At 67.1% G+C, this 15,853-nt stretch carries 14 protein-coding genes and 1 pseudogene; 4 read left to right on the top strand and 11 right to left on the bottom strand.

Annotation, left to right across the window (positions count from 1 at the left end; genetic code table 11):
* Positions 1-26: 26 nt before the first annotated feature.
* From CAG33_RS28950 to CAG33_RS01910, 4 genes and pseudogenes are all read right to left on the bottom strand, one after another.
* Complete coding sequence (locus CAG33_RS28950) at positions 27-890, bottom strand: methyl-accepting chemotaxis protein (RefSeq protein ID WP_371857105.1); 864 nt, start codon at positions 888-890, stop codon at positions 27-29.
* A pseudogene (locus CAG33_RS28945) lies at positions 885-1,112 on the bottom strand (HAMP domain-containing protein); the annotation flags it as partial. The pseudogene CAG33_RS28945 and the gene CAG33_RS28950, both read right to left, overlap by 6 nt.
* Positions 1,113-2,102: 990 nt before the next feature.
* On the bottom strand, positions 2,103-3,476 hold the full coding sequence (locus tag CAG33_RS01915) for a PLP-dependent aminotransferase family protein (protein WP_085636705.1): 1,374 nt from the start codon (positions 3,474-3,476) through the stop codon (positions 2,103-2,105).
* 191 nt (positions 3,477-3,667) lie between these two features.
* A complete protein-coding gene (locus tag CAG33_RS01910; protein WP_085578155.1) occupies positions 3,668-4,429 on the bottom strand; it encodes an SDR family oxidoreductase in 762 nt (253 codons plus the stop codon).
* Between the two features lie 238 nt (positions 4,430-4,667).
* Here CAG33_RS01910 and CAG33_RS01905 point away from each other — a divergent pair, with 238 nt between their 5' ends.
* Positions 4,668-5,672: an NADP-dependent oxidoreductase gene (locus CAG33_RS01905; protein WP_085578156.1), complete on the top strand. Its 1,005-nt coding sequence runs from the start codon at positions 4,668-4,670 to the stop codon at positions 5,670-5,672.
* A gap of 76 nt (positions 5,673-5,748) precedes the next feature.
* Here CAG33_RS01905 and pyrF read toward each other — a convergent pair whose 3' ends face one another.
* Positions 5,749-6,447, bottom strand: a complete 699-nt coding sequence (gene pyrF, locus CAG33_RS01900; RefSeq protein ID WP_170929932.1) for an orotidine-5'-phosphate decarboxylase — start codon at positions 6,445-6,447, stop codon at positions 5,749-5,751.
* A 295-nt stretch (positions 6,448-6,742) separates the two neighbouring features.
* On the opposite strand from pyrF, the gene CAG33_RS01895 reads away from it, so the two are divergent.
* The 3 genes from CAG33_RS01895 (at position 6,743) to xopAW (ending at position 9,612) form a co-directional block, all read left to right on the top strand.
* The gene (locus tag CAG33_RS01895; RefSeq protein ID WP_085578158.1) at positions 6,743-7,492 is read left to right on the top strand and encodes a response regulator; all 750 of its coding nucleotides are present in this window, start codon (positions 6,743-6,745) and stop codon (positions 7,490-7,492) included.
* Positions 7,492-8,541, top strand: a complete 1,050-nt coding sequence (locus CAG33_RS01890) for a cell wall metabolism sensor histidine kinase WalK (RefSeq protein WP_085629663.1) — start codon at positions 7,492-7,494, stop codon at positions 8,539-8,541. The genes CAG33_RS01895 and CAG33_RS01890 overlap by 1 nt, the downstream gene beginning before the upstream one ends.
* A gap of 213 nt (positions 8,542-8,754) precedes the next feature.
* Positions 8,755-9,612 (top strand): EF-hand domain-containing protein, encoded by an 858-nt coding sequence (gene xopAW / locus CAG33_RS01885; protein ID WP_085636703.1) that lies wholly within the window; start codon positions 8,755-8,757, stop codon positions 9,610-9,612.
* Between the two features lie 209 nt (positions 9,613-9,821).
* Here the strand turns inward: xopAW and CAG33_RS01880 are convergent, their stop codons facing one another.
* From CAG33_RS01880 to CAG33_RS01855, 6 genes are all read right to left on the bottom strand, one after another.
* A complete protein-coding gene (locus tag CAG33_RS01880) occupies positions 9,822-10,874 on the bottom strand; it encodes an AI-2E family transporter (protein WP_085578161.1) in 1,053 nt (350 codons plus the stop codon).
* A 68-nt stretch (positions 10,875-10,942) separates the two neighbouring features.
* Positions 10,943-11,749, bottom strand: a complete 807-nt coding sequence (locus CAG33_RS01875) for a DUF4892 domain-containing protein (protein WP_085578290.1) — start codon at positions 11,747-11,749, stop codon at positions 10,943-10,945.
* Between the two features lie 124 nt (positions 11,750-11,873).
* On the bottom strand, positions 11,874-12,728 hold the full coding sequence (locus CAG33_RS01870; protein WP_085636701.1) for an alpha/beta hydrolase: 855 nt from the start codon (positions 12,726-12,728) through the stop codon (positions 11,874-11,876).
* Positions 12,725-13,531 carry an alpha/beta fold hydrolase gene (locus CAG33_RS01865; RefSeq protein ID WP_085578163.1) on the bottom strand — a complete coding sequence of 269 codons (807 nt, stop codon included), beginning with the start codon at positions 13,529-13,531 and terminating at the stop codon, positions 12,725-12,727. Before CAG33_RS01865 ends, CAG33_RS01870 begins: the two co-directional genes overlap by 4 nt.
* Positions 13,532-13,650: 119 nt before the next feature.
* Positions 13,651-14,094: a hotdog fold thioesterase gene (locus tag CAG33_RS01860; RefSeq protein WP_085629657.1), complete on the bottom strand. Its 444-nt coding sequence runs from the start codon at positions 14,092-14,094 to the stop codon at positions 13,651-13,653.
* A 32-nt stretch (positions 14,095-14,126) separates the two neighbouring features.
* On the bottom strand, positions 14,127-15,782 hold the full coding sequence (locus tag CAG33_RS01855; protein ID WP_085578165.1) for an AMP-binding protein: 1,656 nt from the start codon (positions 15,780-15,782) through the stop codon (positions 14,127-14,129).
* Positions 15,783-15,853: the final 71 nt, after the last annotated feature.

Raw genomic sequence — 15,853 nt, 5'->3', positions numbered from 1 at the left:
AAACCGGGGCGCGTCGCGCGTGGGGTTCAGAGCCTGAAGTGCCCCACCATCCCCTTCAGTTCATGCCCCAGCTGCGCCAGTTCCACGCTGGACGCCGCATTGCCCTGCATCGCAATCGAGGACTGGTCCGCGCTCGCCCGGATGCTGGTCACGCTGCGGTTGATCTCCTCGGCCACGGAACTCTGTTCCTCGGCCGCCGCCGCGATCTGCTGATTCATCTGCTGGATCAACGACACCGCCGCCGCGATGCTGCCTAGCGCGCTTTCCGTCTGCAGGGCATCGCTGACCGCCAGCTTCACCAGTTCGCCGCTGCTCTGGATCTGCTGCACCGACGCATGCGCCGCCGCCCGGAGCGCGCTCACCAGCCGCTCGATCTCTTCCGTCGACTGCTGGGTACGCCGCGCCAGCGCGCGTACCTCGTCGGCCACCACCGCGAAGCCCCTGCCCTGCTCGCCGGCCCGGGCCGCCTCGATGGCCGCGTTGAGCGCCAGCAGGTTGGTCTGCTCGGCGACACTCTTGATCACACCGAGCACCGTGCCGATGTTCTGGATTTCCGCGCTGAGGCTTTCGATGCTGGAACTGGCGGTCGTCGCCGACTCCGCCAACTGCTCGATGCGCGCCATGCTCTGGCGCACTACCTGCTGGCCGCTCTCGACCTTGCCGTCGGCCGTCTGCGCCGCCAGCGCCGCCTCTTCAGCGTTGCGCGCCACGTCATGGACGGTGGCGGTCATCTGGTTCATGGCCGTGGCGACCTGTTCGGTCTCTTCCTTCTGGCTGCTGACCTCAAGGTTGGTCTGCTCGGTGACCGCCGACAGCGACTGCGCCGAACCGGCCAATTGCTCGATGCCCGCCTGCAATCCGCTGACGATGGCACTGAGCCCGTCGCCCATCTGCTGCATGGCGGCCATCAGTTGGCCGATCTCATCGCGGCGGGTCACTTCCACCTTCGAACTCAGGTCGCCGGCGGCGATCTGCTGCGCGACACGGATCACGCTGCGCAGCGGCGCGACGATCAGGCGGGTGATCACCCAGGCCGCGACCAGGCCCACCAGCAACGCCAACGCCGAAGACCCGACGATCAGCACCGAGTTTTTCTTCAGTTCCGCCTGCATCGAGCCGTCTTCGTCGGCATAGGCCTGATCGACCCGCGCCACCACCTCGGCGGCGCGCTGATGCAGTTGTTCGTACACGGTCTTTTCCTGAGCCAGCAGGCCGGTGTACTCGGCCAGCTTGTCGTTGAAACCGGCGATGTGCCCGGACACCTCGTTGAGCACCGTCAGATAGCCCTCGTCCTTGACCGTCGTCTTCAACTGCTCGGCCTGGGACAAGGCCTGGGCCGCCTGCTCGATGTTGCCTTTGCCGGCGCTGTCGGCATCGCCCTTGCGGCTCTGGTCCAGGCGCACCCGCGCCTCGTTCATCGCCTGCAGCATCAGGCGCGACACCTGGCTGACCTGGCTGGCCTGCTCAATGAACTGCGCACCGTCCTTGCCCTCGGAATCCTTGAGGGTGTACGCGCCGTCATCGGCCAGACCGGCCTGCAGCACGTCCAGGTTGTTGGCCACGCTGGACACCGACCAGCTGGCCATCTCCAGCGCCAGATCCTTGGCCTGGGTCAGGGACACGAACTCGTCGAACGCCTTGCGGTAGGCGCCCAGCGACTGTTCGACGTCGCTCATCACCGAAGCGTTGACCGCCGATTGCGCCTTGAGCTGTGCGGCCAGGGCCAACAGGCCGTCGACGCCCTCGTGCAAGGCGTCGACGGTTTTCGGATTGGCGTGCAGCGCGTAGTCCTGCTCCAGCAGACGCACCTTGAGCAGGCCGCTGTTGAGCGATGACATCTGCTTGAGGCCGTCGAAGCGCTGACTGATCGTTTGCAGGGACCAGACGCCGATGGCTGCCACCAGGGCGGTCAACAGCAGCACCAGAACAAACCCGACACCCAGTTTTTTCGCCATACCGAGGTTGGCAAAACGTCCTTGCACGGCCGAAATCATTGCGCGTAGTCCCCTGCCATTGTCTGTAGCCGAAGATTCGCAACGGCCATGGAACAGCACAAGTCTCTGGCGTCGGAATAATGGCAAAAAGCTAGACACCCGTCGTTTTCAGAACATTCGAGGTCGATCTGCCGCCACTCCCCGGAAGAACCGCCGGGCCCGGGGATCGCAGGCGTAGGCCACGTTGATGCGCTGCCAGTCGCTGTATTCGCCGCTAGGGCTGAACGCATCGGCCGATGCCAGCATCACGCCGCAACCGCGCGCCCGCTCGCGCACCCGCGCCTGGTCGTCCCGGGTCGGGCGGGCCCAGATGAACAGCCCCCCTGCCGGTTTGCCGAACACCTCCCAATCGGCCTCCTCCAACATCTCCAGCGCGGCCGTGCGGTCGGTGCTCAGACGCTGCCGCTGACGCTGCACCAGTTTGCGGTAGGCACCGCTGGCCAGCAGGCTCGCCATCACCGCTTCGCAGAAGCCCGACCCGCCCAGGCTGCTGACCGTCTTGACGCGGGCCAACTGCGCGATGGTGTCGGCATCGGACGCCACGAAGCCGACCCGCAGCGAACTGCTGAGGGTCTTGGAGAAACTGCCGACGTAGATCACGCCCTGCCCGTCGCCCTGGGCCGCCAGCCGTACGCCTCGGCCATGATGCAGGTCCGCGTAGACGTCGTCTTCGATCAGACGCACGCCGTGGGTCGTGCACAGTTGCAGGACCCGCCTGGCCACCGCCGGCGCCAGGCTGCTGCCCGTGGGGTTCTGGTGATGGCTGTTGATGAACAGTGCCTTGGGCCGCAGGCTTCGGATCAGCGCCTCGAGCGCCTCGGTGTCCGGACCGTCGGGCAGCCGCCGCACCTCGAGCATGCGCACGCCCTGCAACCGCAGGAGATCGAACAGCGGCGCGTAGCCGGGGGACTCGACGAGCACGCTATCGCCCGCCTTGAACAGCGCCCGTACGATCAGGTCGAGGCCCTGGCTGGCCCCGGCCGTGGTCAGCACCTGTTCGTCGCCGACCTGGATGTCCAGGCCCTTGAGGCGTTTGACGATCTGCGCGCGCAGGGCCGGCAGACCCAGCGGCGTGCCGTAGTTGAACAGGCCGGCCATGTCCGTGCGGGCCACCTGACGGATCGCATAGCTGAGGTCATCGGGTTCGCGCCAGCTCTCGGGCAGCACGCCGCAGCCCAGCATCAACGCCTCGGCCTGGCCTGGCGCCCCCACGGCATAGGCGGCGCCGCTACATCTCACCGAGCCTCCCGGGGCCACCATGAAGCCCGAACCCGGCCGCGCCGCCAAAAGGCCTTGGGCCACCAGACGCTCGCAGGCCTCGGCCACGCACGACTGGCTGAGCAGGTTGCAGCGCGCGATCTGCCGTACGGACGGCAATCGCGTGGACGGGGCCACGTCGCCCTGCAGGATCCATTCGGTCAGTCCGTCAACGATCTGCTGGACGACGGGCACCAGTGCCTGTCGATCAATTCTCAATTCCATGAGCAAGCCAACTCCTGTCCGTTTTGCTGACGGCAGTAAAGCACAGCGGCGCCGGGCACGTTGTGCGACAACGCCGCCAAAAGGGGCTCCCCTAACTATTTGAAATACAATGTTTAAATGGCTCACCGAGCCAGTTGAAAACAAAAAACCCGCACGAAGGCGGGTTTCCCGAGGCGTTGTCCCGCCTGCATTCAGAACGCCGTGACGCCGCCGTCCACCGCCAGGGAATGGCCGGTGGTGAACGCCGCGCCGTCGCTGCACAGGTACAGCACCGCGCTGGCGATCTCCTCGACCTTGCCGATGCGGCCGACCGGATGCATCGCGTTGGCGAACTCGCCTTTCTTCGGATCGGCCTCGTAGGCCCGGCGGAACATGTCGGTGTCGATCACCGCCGGACACACAGCGTTGACCCGGATCTTTTTCTTGGCGTACTCGATGGCCGCCGACTTGGTCAGGCCGATCACCGCATGCTTGGAGGCGGCATAGATGCTCATCTTCGGCGCGGCGCCGAGCCCGGCCACCGACGCGGTGTTGACGATCGCCCCGCCACCCTGGGCCAGCAACAGCGGCAACTGGTACTTCATGCACAGCCAGACGCCCTTGACGTTGACGCCCATGATCGCGTCGAACTCGTCCATCGAGCCTTCGGCCAGCTTGCCCTTCTCGATCTCGATGCCGGCGTTGTTGAAGGCATAGTCGAGACGGCCGTAGGCGTTGATCACTTCGTCCATCAGATTTTTCACTTCGCTTTCGACGGTGACGTTGCAGCGCACAAAGGTCGCTTCACCGCCGGCGGCGCGGATCAGCGCCACCGTGCCTTCCCCTCCGGCCGCATCCAGGTCCGCCACCACCACCTTCAGGCCCTCGGCGGCGAACGCCAGGGCGGTGGCGCGGCCGATGCCGTTGGCCGCGCCCGTCACTACGGCAACCTGGCCGGAAAACGTCATGCTCATTGTTGTGTCCTCGAAGGATTGTCAGCACAGGGAAACATCGGCGTCGAGGATAGCCACAACGCCCGGCGGCGCGTCAGCACTATCAAGAGCCCCGTTGGCGGCCCATGGATCCCAGTGATGGATACCCCTGCAGCACTATCACCGAATCGGATAAACCTGCATTCGCCCCGTCAGCCGACCTTGCGGCATCGGCGATGACGGTCTATCAACAAGGCTTCACACCGTCCGAGTGCCTGCCATGACTACCCAGAACAACCGCCAGTTCCTGCTCGCCAACCGCCCCGTGGGCGCCGCGACCCGCGAAACCTTCACCTATCAGACCGTACCGGTCGGCGAACCGGCGGCCGGGCAGATCCTGGTCAAGAACGAATACCTGTCCCTGGATCCGGCCATGCGCGGCTGGATGAACGAAGGCAAGTCCTACATTCCGCCGGTGAACATCGGCGAGGTCATGCGCGCCTTGGGCGTGGGCCGGGTCACCGCCTCGAACCACCCCGGTTTCGCGGTCGGCGACTACGTCAACGGCGCCTTGGGCGTGCAGGACTACTACCTCGGCGAGCCGAAGGGCTTCTACAAGGTCGATCCGAAACTGGCGCCGCTGCCGGTCTATCTGTCGGCGCTGGGCATGACCGGCATGACCGCCTACTTCGCGCTGCTGGACGTCGGCGCACCGAAGGCCGGCGACACGGTGGTGCTGTCCGGCGCGGCCGGGGCCGTGGGCAGCATCGCCGGGCAGATCGCGAAAATCAAAGGCTGCCGGGTGGTCGGCATCGCCGGCGGCGCCGACAAGTGCAAGTACCTGGTCGACGAGCTGGGCTTCGACGGGGTCATCGACTACAAGAGCGAAAACGTGCTGGCCGGCCTCAAGCGCGAATGCCCGAAAGGCGTGGACGTGTACTTCGACAACGTCGGCGGCGACATCCTCGACGCGGTGCTCAGCCAACTGAATTTCAAGGCGCGGGTGGTGATCTGCGGCGCCATCAGCCAGTACAACAACAAAGAGGCGGTCAAAGGCCCGGCCAACTACCTGTCGTTGCTGGTCAACCGCGCACGGATGGAAGGGTTCGTGGTGCTGGACTACGCCGCGCAGTACGCCGACGCCGCCAAGGAAATGGCCGGCTGGCTGGCCAAGGGACAGCTCAAGAGCCGGGAAGACATCGTCGAAGGGCTGGAGACCTTCCCCGAGACGCTGGCGAAGCTGTTCAGCGGCGAGAACTTCGGCAAGTTGGTGCTGAAGGTCTGAAGCCCCCGGAAACCACTGCGGGAGCGACGGTGCAAGGTTGCACCGCCGCTCCCGCAGATGTTCGGCTATGTCCGGGTCAGGCCAGCTCGGCCACGACCGCCGCCAGGGCCTTGGCCGGATCCGCCGCCTGGCTGATCGGGCGACCGATCACCAGGTAGTCGGAGCCTGCGTCCAGCGCCTGACGCGGGGTCAGGATACGGCGCTGGTCGTCCTGGGCGCTGCCCGCCGGACGGATCCCCGGGGTCACCAGTTGCAGCGCCGGATGCGCCGCCTTCAAGGCCTGGGCTTCCTGGGCCGAGCACACCAGGCCGTCCATCCCGGCCTTTTCGGCCAAGGCGGCCAGGCGCAGCACCTGCTCCTGAGGCTCGATGTCCAGGCCGATGCCGGCCAGATCCTCGCGCTCCATGCTGGTCAGCACGGTCACGCCGATCAGCAGCGGCTGCGGGCCGCTGCGCTTGGCCAGCTCTTCGCGGCAGGCCGCCATCATGCGCAGGCCGCCGGAGCAGTGCACGTTGACCATCCACACACCCATCTCGGCGGCGGCCTTGACCGCCATCGCGGTGGTGTTGGGGATGTCATGGAATTTCAGGTCAAGGAACACCTCGAACCCCTTGTCGCGCAGGGTGCCGACGATTTCCGAGGCGCAGCTGGTGAACAGTTCCTTGCCCACCTTGACCCGGCACAGCTTCGGGTCCAACTGGTCGGCCAGCTTCAGGGCGGCGTCACGGGTAGGGAAATCCAGGGCGACGATGATGGGCGTCTGGCAGGCGGACATGGGCGGGCTCTCAGGCAAGTCGAAATCGGCGCGCATTGTAGCGGAACCGGCGCCCGCGCGGCACCCGATGATCGGCAAATCGTGGCGAAGGCCGTGTCCGGGGCGGCGTTCGGCGCTATTGTGTCGATCCCGATACACAACCGACACGCCGGCAACATGCGTGCGCGCTAGCCTCGCCCGCCGCAACACGTCCCTACAGCAGCCCTTCCCGCCCCACGGCCGGACGCCTATGCTGAAACCACAACCTCGCAGCCTATCTTTGTGGTTGGCGGCCCACTGGCAGATGAACAGCCCCATGCACAACACCCAAGCCCCCGTGAACGAAGAGCACAAAGACGACAAGCGCTGGAGCATCCGCGCGCTGATCGTCGACGATGACGTGCCGATCCGCGAGCTGATGATCGACTACCTGGCCCGCTTCAACATCCACGCCAGCGGTGTCAGCGACGGCGCCGCCATGCGCCAGGCCCTGCTGGCCGAACATTTCGACGTGGTGGTGCTCGACCTGATGCTGCCCGGCGAGGACGGTCTGTCGCTGTGCCGCTGGCTGCGCGCCGAGTCGGACATCCCGATCCTGATGCTCACCGCCCGCTGCGAACCCACCGACCGCATCATCGGCCTGGAACTGGGCGCCGACGACTACATGGCCAAGCCGTTCGAGCCCCGGGAGCTGGTGGCGCGGATCCAGACGATCCTGCGTCGTGTGCGCGACGACCGCACCGAGCAGCGCGCCAACATCCGCTTCGACAACTGGCGCCTGAACAGCGTCCTGCGCCAGCTGATCGCCGACGACGGCCTGGTCGTGCCGCTGTCCAACGCCGAGTTCCGCCTGCTGTGGGTCTTCATCGAACGCCCGCGCCGGGTGCTCAGCCGCGAACAGCTGCTCGACGCCGCCCGGGGCCGCTCGATCGAGGCGTTCGACCGCAGCATCGACCTGCTGGTGTCGCGCCTGCGGCAAAAGCTGGGCGACGACCCGAAAGCGCCGCAGCTGATCAAGACCGTGCGCGGCGAGGGCTACCTGTTCGACGCGCGGGACATCGGCTGATGCGGGCGCGCTTCGACACGCTGTTCGGCCGCCTGTTCGGCGTGCTCTTTCTGGCGATCGTCCTGGCGCACCTGTTGGCCTTCGCCTGGTTCAGGCTGTACGGCCCTCCGCCGCCGCCCCCGATGCCTGCGCAGTTCTCCGGGCAGTTCGACCCCAAGCGGCCGCCGGATCCGCGCTTTGCCCAACGCCCTCCCCGGCCCTGGTTCGGCGGCCCGCTGGTGCCGCTGACCTTCCAGTTCGTCTCGCTGATGATTGCCGCCTGGTACGGCGCCAAGCTGCTGAGCCGGCCGATCCAGCGCCTGAGCGACGCCGCCGAACGCCTGAGCGAGGATCTCGACAGCCCGCCGCTGGACGAATCCGGCCCGCGGGAGGCGCGGCAGGCGGCGCACACCTTCAACCTGATGCAGCGACGCATCCGCGAGCAGGTGCAGCAGCGCGCCCGGATGCTCGGCGCGGTGTCCCATGACCTGCGCACGCCGCTGTCGCGCCTGAAGCTGCGCCTGGAGAACATCAGCGACGACCGCCTGCAAGGCCAGATGCGCCAGGACCTGGACGACATGATCGGCATGCTCGACGCCACCCTGACCTACCTGCACGAACAGCGCACCAGCGAAGCGTTGCAGTGGATGGACGTGCAGGCGCTGGTCGAGTCGTTGTGCGAGAACGCCCAGGACCAGGGCGCCGACGTCCAGGTCAGCGGCCACTGCGCGCCGTTGCAGGTGCAGCCGATGGCGCTGCGTTCGTGCATCAACAACCTGATGGACAACGCCCTGCGCTACGCCGGCCAGGCGCACATCGAACTGCACGACCAACGCGGGCACTTGCTGATCCGGGTGGTCGATCACGGCCCCGGCATCGCGGCGGACAAACGCGAAGCGGTGTTCGAGCCGTTCTACCGGCTGGAAGGCTCGCGCAACCGCAACTCCGGCGGCGTCGGCCTGGGCATGACCATCGCCCGGGAGGCGGCGCAGCGCCTCGGCGGGCAACTGACCCTGGAAGAGACCCCGGGCGGCGGTCTCACCGCCGTCATCCTCCTGCCCCGCGCCTGAGATCCGGCCGAGCCCCCCCTGTGGGGACGAGCCTGCTCGCGATAGGGCCCTCACCCCCACCAGAGAGACTGGCTGACAGAACGCCTTCGCCAGCAGCCTCGCCCTCACGCGTGTGTACTGCCCGGTACAAAACCCACATACCCACGACAACTCGCCCCCCGAGGCTGCACAAGCCGGTGCACCCACCGGTTTCCAGCCCAAGGAGTGAGCCCGATGATCGGCAGCGTCAGCAACTACACGAGCTATACCGGCACCAGCAGCACCGCCACGCAAAACGCCCGCAGCCAGCAACTGCAGAAGGAGCTGTTCGCCAAGCTCGACAGCAATGGCGACGGTTCGGTGGATCAGGACGAGTTGGGCAGCGCCCTGTCGCAGAAGTCCGACGATGGCCTGCTGGTCAGCCTGAGCCAGCAGTTCGGCGATCTGGACAGCGATGCCAGCGGCAGCCTCAGCGCCGATGAAATGACCGCCATGGCGCCTCCGCCGCCACCGCCCCACGACCAAGCGCCGAACACCGAACTGGCCGATGCCCTGATCAGCGCCCTGGACACCGACGGCGACGGCGCCATCAGCGGCGACGAGCTGAGCACCGGCCTGACCAGCGCCGGCAGCACTGCCGACAGCAGCGAAATCTTCTCGGTTTTGGACAAGAACCAGGACGGCGTCGTCAGCCAGGACGAGCTCGCCGCCAGCCTCGCTCCTCCATCGCCGCCGCAGCAGCCGATGTCCGGCGATGAACTGTTCAGCCAGCTCGATGCCGACAGCGACGGCAGCGTCACCGCCACCGAACTGAGCAGCGCCGTGCAGACCGGCGCCAGCGCCTCGTCCTCCGACACCGACAACGCCGCCGCGCTGCTCAAGGTGCTGGACAGCGACGGCAGCGGCGGTGTCAGCAGCGACGAGTTGAAGGCTGCGCTGCAGGCCGGCCGCGAACGCCCGAACGACGAAGCGACGGCCGACACCCGACAGTCCACGGCCCAGGCGCTGAACCGCATGATCGCCAACCTGAGCAAGCAGTACTCGCTCGACAACGCGGCGCCGGTGGGCAAGTACCTGAATGTGTCGACTTGAGCCGAAGGCATGACGGGCAGGCCCGCTCTTGCAGGTTCCTGTGGGCGCAACTGCCTTGATCCGGCCTTGCGGCGCCTCGACTGACGCCATCGCCAGCAGGCTGGCTCCTACAGGGGATCTCTGCTGAACGCGAGATTGTCGTTCAACGCAAAACCCTGTGGGAGCCAGGCTGCTGGCGATGAAGACGCCGCCGATGGCCGGGCAACGCCTCAGCGCCGGTCTTCGACCCGCGCCTGGCTCTTGCTCCAGTCGGTCAGCAGGCTGTAGGCCACCGCCAACAGGGTCGGCCCGATGAACAGGCCGATGAAGCCGAACGCGATCAAGCCGCCGAACACTCCGAGCAGCACGATCACCAGCGGCAGGTTGCCGCCGCGGCTGATCAGGTACGGCTTGAGCACGTTGTCCACGCCGCTGATGATGAACGTGCCCCAGATCCCGAGAAATACCGCCATCCCGTAGTCGCCCTTCCAGGCCAGCCACGCCGTGGCCGGGATCCACACCAGCGGCGGCCCCATCGGGATCAGGCTGAGCAGGAAGGTGACGATCCCCAGCACCAGCGCCCCCGGCACCCCGGCGATCAGGAAGCCGATCAGCGCCAGCAGCCCCTGGGCCGCCGCCGTGCCGATCACCCCGTTGACCACCCGCTGCACCGTGCCGGCCACCAGTTCGATGTAGTAACCGGCGCGGTCGCCGATCAGCCGCTCGAGCAGGCTGTGGACGAACGCCGCCAGCCGCGGGCCGTCACGGTAGAAGAAGAACACGAAGACGATGCTCAGGGTCAGTTCGAGCATGCCGCTGCCGATCTGCGCGCTGCGCGCCAGCAGCCAGTTGCCGACCTGCCCGAGGTAAGGCTTGACCGCCACGATCACCGCGGCGCCCTGCTGATCGATGCTGTTCCAGACCCGCACCAGCCGCTCGCCCACCAGCGGCACGGCGCCCAGCCAGTCCGGCGCCTCCGGCAGGCCGTCGACCTGCACGTCCTTGATGAACGACGTGGCGTCACGCACATGGTCGGCCAGGTTGAACCCCAGCCATACCAGCGGCGCCGCCACCAGCAGCATCCAGCCCAGGGTCAGCACCAGCGCCGCCAGGGACTCGCGGCCATTGAGCCAACGGGTCAGCAGGCGCATCAGCGGCCAGCTGGCGAACGCCAGCACCGCGCCCCAGAACAGCGCCGACCAGAACGGCGCCATCACCCACAGGCTGGCGCCGAACAGCACCAGCAGGAGGATCTGCACCAACAGCCGATCGTTATTGAGCATGTGAGGTCCCGAAACAATGATTCAGCCAAAGAGTAGGCGAACACGCCGCCCGTGTCCGCCCGATGTGCCTAGCGCAACAGGTCGATGCGCAGGCCGGAACCATCCCCGCTGCCGGTTTCCATCCGGGCCGCACGCACGCCGGAGCCGATCAGCGCCTGGCGCCAGGCCTCGGCCTTCGGCCCTGCGACCGTCACCCGCAGCGTGGTGTCGAGGTTCAGCCCACGGGACAGCAGGCGCAGCCAGGTGTCGTCCGGCTCGCCGGAGAGTTTCGGGAAATCCAGCTCGCCGGTGCTCTTGAGCTGGCGCAGCAAGGTCGCGGAGGTCGGCAGCAGGTCACCCAGCGGCGCGCCGGATTCGAACTGCTCGACGTGCAGGTAGGCCTTGCGGTTGCCCCGCGTGATGCCGTAGAGCGCCACCAGCGTGTTGTCCCGTGGCGCCGCCAGCCTCAGCAGCAGATAGGCCTGCTGCTCGTCGGCGCCGTACAGCTTGGCGTTGCCGAACACTTCGTTGGCCCACAGGCTGCTTTCGCCGCAATCCCGGGCCTGACACCAGAACAGCAGTTCGGCGTCCTGCTTCTGCAGGGCCTCGCGGGCGACGGTGAAGGCTTCGGTGGAGGAATGCTCCGGCGGCAGCTCATAGGTGACGGAGGTGGTCTGGCCGCGGGCACCGACCTGGCCGTCGAAGCGCAACTGGCCGCTGATCTTGCGGATGGCGCCCAACGGGTAGATGCGTTCCATCTCGACGGGCGCGCGGTAATCGACGATCTGGGCGTCGGCCAGGCGCGGCACGATCGGCAGATCCTGGCTGCCGGGCAGGTCGGCGGCCGACGCCGCGGCGCTGAAGCAGCCCAGCGCCAGCAGGCTGATGAATCGAATGCGCAGGCTCATCGGATCGGCATGGCCTGGGCGCCCTGGAGGCGGTGCGGGGTTGCGGTGCGGAAATCCATCTTGGTCGTCTCCCATTTCAACCCGCTCAGCCTCGACAGTTGCCCGGCGCAAGTCAAGGAATGGCGAAGAACCGATTGAAACAGTCTGCGACAAGCCCCGCGCCGGACGCGTCGTTCAGGTGCAGGTGGTGCCCGCCGGGCAGCTGTTCACGACTGAAGGGTAGACGCTCCAGCAGCTGCGGATGCTTGGCCAGCATGCCGTCGGCCGCCACCACCAATTGCGCGGGGCAGGTGATGCGCTGGACGAACGCTAGCGCCTGCTCCTGGGTCAGGCGCAGCGGCGACGGCAAGGTCAGGCGATTGTCGGTGCGCCAGGTGTAGCCGCCCGGCACCGGCATCAGCCCGCGTTGCGCCAGCAGTTCGGCGGCCTCGCGGCTGACCGCCACCAGGCCTTTCATGCGCGCTTCGACGGCGCGGTCGAGGGTGGCGTAGACCGGTTTGCGCTTGTCCCGCAGATCCAGTTGCGCCTGGAGGGCCATGCCCATGCGTTCGGCGGCGTTTTCGCCCTTGTCGGTGGGCGGGATCACCCCGTCGATCAGCGCCAGGTGGCTGATGCGCTCCGGCATCGAGCCGGCCAGCACCAGCGAAACGATGGCCCCCAGCGAATGCCCGAGCAGGCCGAAGCGCGTCCAGCCCAATTGCTCGGCGACTTGCAGCACATCGTGGGCGTAGTCCCACAGCGCATAGCCGGCGCCGTTCGGGCGGTGCCCGGAATGCCCGTGGCCGGCCATGTCCAGGGCGACGATGCGCAGGCCTTTGAGCATCGGCGCCAGGCGGGCGAAGCTGTTGGCGTTGTCCAGCCAGCCATGCAGGGCGATCACCGGCAGGCCGTCTTCGGGGCCGAACAGGTGCGCCGCCAGTTCGATGTGCGGCAGGCTCAGGCGCACCTCTTCGACGGCCGGGCTCATGCGCAGTCCTTGCTTTGGCGGCTGTCCCAGCGTTCGAACAGCCCTTTGAGCAGCCGCGCCGTGTCCTGCGGGCGTTCGAGGGGAAACATGTGGCCGCCGGGCATGCTCAGCGCCTCGCCCTGGGGCAGGCGCCCGACGTGACGGGTGTGGTGGTTCATCACCACCCGGCTCTTGTGCCCGCGCACCACCGCCAGCGGCACTTTCAGCTGACGGGTGCGGCCGGGGCTGGTGTGCGGCACGCTGCGGTAGATGCTGATTTCGGTGGCCGGGTCGAAGCGCAGGCGCAGCTTGTCGCCGACCTTGTGCAGGCCGTGCTGCAGGTAGGCATCGAAGCATTCCGGGTCGAAGCCCCGGAACAGGGTCTTGCCGGCGAAGTAGCTGCGGGCGCTGGCGAGGTCGGCGAACTCTTCGCGCCGGCCCAGGGTGCGCCCTGCCGGGGTCAGCCGGTCGATGAAGCCGAAACGCTTGGCGGCGCGGATCACCCACTGATCGGTGCGGGTCAGCACCGGCGAGTCGAGCATCACCACCCCGCGGTACAGCTCCGGGCACCGCAGGGCGGCATGCAGGTGCAGCATGCCGCCGAAGGAGTGGCCGACGCCCCACACCGGTTCGTCTTGCTGGCGCAGGTGATGAACCAGCTCGTCCACGAGGTTGTGCCAGTTGTCGTCCGCCGGGAAACGCGGGTCATGGGCGTGCTGCTCCAGATGCGCGACCCGGTATTCCGGCGCCAGCGCCGCGAACAGTTTGCCGTAGGTGCCCGAAGGGAACCCGTTGGCGTGGGCGAAGAAAATCGGTTGCGGCATACCGGCAGATCCATGAGCGGAAAACATGCGGCGATTGTCCGCAAGAGCGCGCCGCGCAGCAATGACCGTAACTGCCAGGAATGATGACAGTCCGGTCATGGCTATGGCGCAATCGTCACTCAGCGCGCCGGCGGTCGCTCGCCCAGCGGCACCACCGCCATGGTCAGCCGCGACACGCAACTGGCCTTGCCTTCGTCGCTGGTCAGGCGGATGTCCCAGACATGGGTGGTGCGCCCTAAGTGAATGGCCTTGGCCACCGCCGTCACCCGCCCGCTGCGCAGGCCGCGCAAGTGGTTGGCGTTGATCTCCAGGCCCACGCAATAGAATTTGCTGGCGTCGATGCACAGGTAGCTGGCCATCGAGCCGACGGTCTCGGCCAGCACCACCGAGGCGCCGCCGTGCAGCAAGCCATAGGGCTGGTGCGTGCGGTGGTCGATCACCATGCTGGCGGTCAGGGACTCGTCGTCGAAGGCTTCGAAGCGGATGTCCAGCACTTCGCCGATGGTGTTTTTCTGGATCGCGTTCAACTGCTCGATGTTCGGGGTGGTGCGCCACAGGCTCATCGCAGGGTTCCCTTTATTGTTTTGTTCGTCGCTCAATCCTGCCACAGCACCGCCTCGCCGCGCTCGCTCCATTGAGCAAAGCTTGCCCCGTAGGCGTCCTCGATGACGTTGCGCTTGATCTTCAGGGTCGGCGTCAGGAAGCCGTTCTCCACCGCCCACGTGTCCTTGACCACCACCAGCCGATGCAGGCGCTCGTGCTTGTCGAGTGCGGCGTTGACGTCCTCCAGCAGCCTTTCCAGGCTCGAATGCAGCCCGGCGCGGCCCTCGTCCCGGCCGGCGAGCGACAGCACGCACAGCCCCAGCGGCGCGATCAGGCCGTCCCCGACCACGCACACCTGCTCGATCCGCGAATGCACCGCCAGGCGGTTCTCGATGGGCGCCGGCGCCACGTACTTGCCTTTGCTGGTCTTGAAGATTTCCTTCAGCCGCCCGGTCAGGCGCAGGCGCCCCTCGGCATCCTGCTCGCCCTTGTCGCCGGTGCGCAGGAAGCCGTCGTCGGTCAGGGTCTCGGCGGTCTTCTGCGGATCCTTGTAGTAGCCGAGCATGTTCGCCCGGCTGCGCACCAGCACTTCGCCGGACGCGTCGATGCGCACCTCGACGTCCGGGCACGGCTTGCCGATCCAGCCCTGCCGGTACTCGCCGGGCAGGCAGATGTGCGAATAGCCGCAGCTTTCGGTCATGCCGTAGACCTCCAGCACCTCAAGGCCAAGCTTCTGATACCAGTCGAGCAAGGCCTGCGGCACCGGCGCCGCGCCGGACAGCGCCACGCGCAGGGCGTCCAGCCCCAGCCCGGCCAGCACCTTGTGGCCGACCCGCTTGCCGATGAAGGGCAGCCCCAGCAGAAAATCGAGACGCTTGGCCGGGATCTTGCCGTACACCCCCATCTGGAACTTGGTCCAGATCCGCGGCACGCCGAACATCGCCGTCGGCCGCGCCCGTCGCAGGTCGGTTAGGAAGGTGTCGAGGCTTTCGGCGAAGAACACCGTCTGGCCGGTGTAGACCGCCGCCAGTTCGACGAACATGCGCTCGGCGACATGGCACAGCGGCAGATAGGACAGCAACCGGTCATGCTCGCCCAGGCCGAACAGCTGCGTGCCGCGGGTGGTGGCGAAACCGAGGTTGCCGAAGCTGTGCATCACGCCCTTGGGCAGGCCGGTGGTGCCGGAGGTGTAGATGATGGTCGCCAGTTGATCGGCGTCGGGACGCGGATCGTCCTGGATCGGCGAGCTGCGCTGCAGGTCTTCCCAGCTGAAGTCGAAGCTGCCCCCAGGATGCAGCGGCAGGCTGACGGTCGGCAGGCCCTCCGGCACGCCGGCCGACATCGCCGGCCAGTCGTCCAGCTTGCCGATGAACGCCAGCACGCTGTCCGAATGGCGCAGCACCTGGCCGGCCGACTCGGCGGTGAGGTTCGGATAGAGCGGCACCGACACGTGCCCGGCCATCCAGATCGCCAGATCGGCGATGATCCAGTGCGCGCAGTTCTTCGAGATCAGGGCGATGTGGCTGCCCTGGGGCAGTTCGCGGGCGCGCAGCCAGTGCGCCGCACAACGGGCCTGATGGCCGACGTCGGCCCAGGTCAGGGTTTCGACCTGCCCGCCGCCGAGGGGCTGCACCAGGAAGCGTTGTCGGGGGTGACGGGCCTCGCGTTCGTAGAACACGTCCAGCGGCAATCGGAAAGGGGCAGGCATGGGACTCGCTCCTGGTTTTGGGTCAGGAGCAAGCGTAGTCAACCAAGCAAGTGCTTGGTTGGAAATTTCGC

It is taken from the genome of Pseudomonas sp. B3(2017), assembly GCF_002113595.1.
Lineage (GTDB): Bacteria > Pseudomonadota > Gammaproteobacteria > Pseudomonadales > Pseudomonadaceae > Aquipseudomonas > Aquipseudomonas ekonensis.
The sequence above is the reverse complement of the archived record's forward strand: the minus strand, read 5'-3'. Positions and strand labels throughout refer to the sequence as shown.

Excerpts from the sequence above, each read along its gene's own strand:
- CAG33_RS28950 (WP_371857105.1), bottom strand. The coding sequence starts at position 890 with ATGGGCGACGGGCTCAGTGCCATCGTCAGCGGATTGCAGGCGGGCATC.
- CAG33_RS01915 (WP_085636705.1), bottom strand. The coding sequence starts at position 3,476 with ATGGAATTGAGAATTGATCGACAGGCACTGGTGCCCGTCGTCCAGCAG.
- CAG33_RS01910 (WP_085578155.1), bottom strand. The coding sequence starts at position 4,429 with ATGAGCATGACGTTTTCCGGCCAGGTTGCCGTAGTGACGGGCGCGGCC.
- CAG33_RS01905 (WP_085578156.1), top strand. The coding sequence starts at position 4,668 with ATGACTACCCAGAACAACCGCCAGTTCCTGCTCGCCAACCGCCCCGTG.
- pyrF (WP_170929932.1), bottom strand. The coding sequence starts at position 6,447 with ATGTCCGCCTGCCAGACGCCCATCATCGTCGCCCTGGATTTCCCTACC.
- CAG33_RS01895 (WP_085578158.1), top strand. The coding sequence starts at position 6,743 with ATGCACAACACCCAAGCCCCCGTGAACGAAGAGCACAAAGACGACAAG.
- CAG33_RS01890 (WP_085629663.1), top strand. The coding sequence starts at position 7,492 with ATGCGGGCGCGCTTCGACACGCTGTTCGGCCGCCTGTTCGGCGTGCTC.
- xopAW (WP_085636703.1), top strand. The coding sequence starts at position 8,755 with ATGATCGGCAGCGTCAGCAACTACACGAGCTATACCGGCACCAGCAGC.
- CAG33_RS01880 (WP_085578161.1), bottom strand. The coding sequence starts at position 10,874 with ATGCTCAATAACGATCGGCTGTTGGTGCAGATCCTCCTGCTGGTGCTG.
- CAG33_RS01870 (WP_085636701.1), bottom strand. The coding sequence starts at position 12,728 with ATGAGCCCGGCCGTCGAAGAGGTGCGCCTGAGCCTGCCGCACATCGAA.
- CAG33_RS01865 (WP_085578163.1), bottom strand. The coding sequence starts at position 13,531 with ATGCCGCAACCGATTTTCTTCGCCCACGCCAACGGGTTCCCTTCGGGC.
- CAG33_RS01860 (WP_085629657.1), bottom strand. The coding sequence starts at position 14,094 with ATGAGCCTGTGGCGCACCACCCCGAACATCGAGCAGTTGAACGCGATC.
- CAG33_RS01855 (WP_085578165.1), bottom strand. The coding sequence starts at position 15,782 with ATGCCTGCCCCTTTCCGATTGCCGCTGGACGTGTTCTACGAACGCGAG.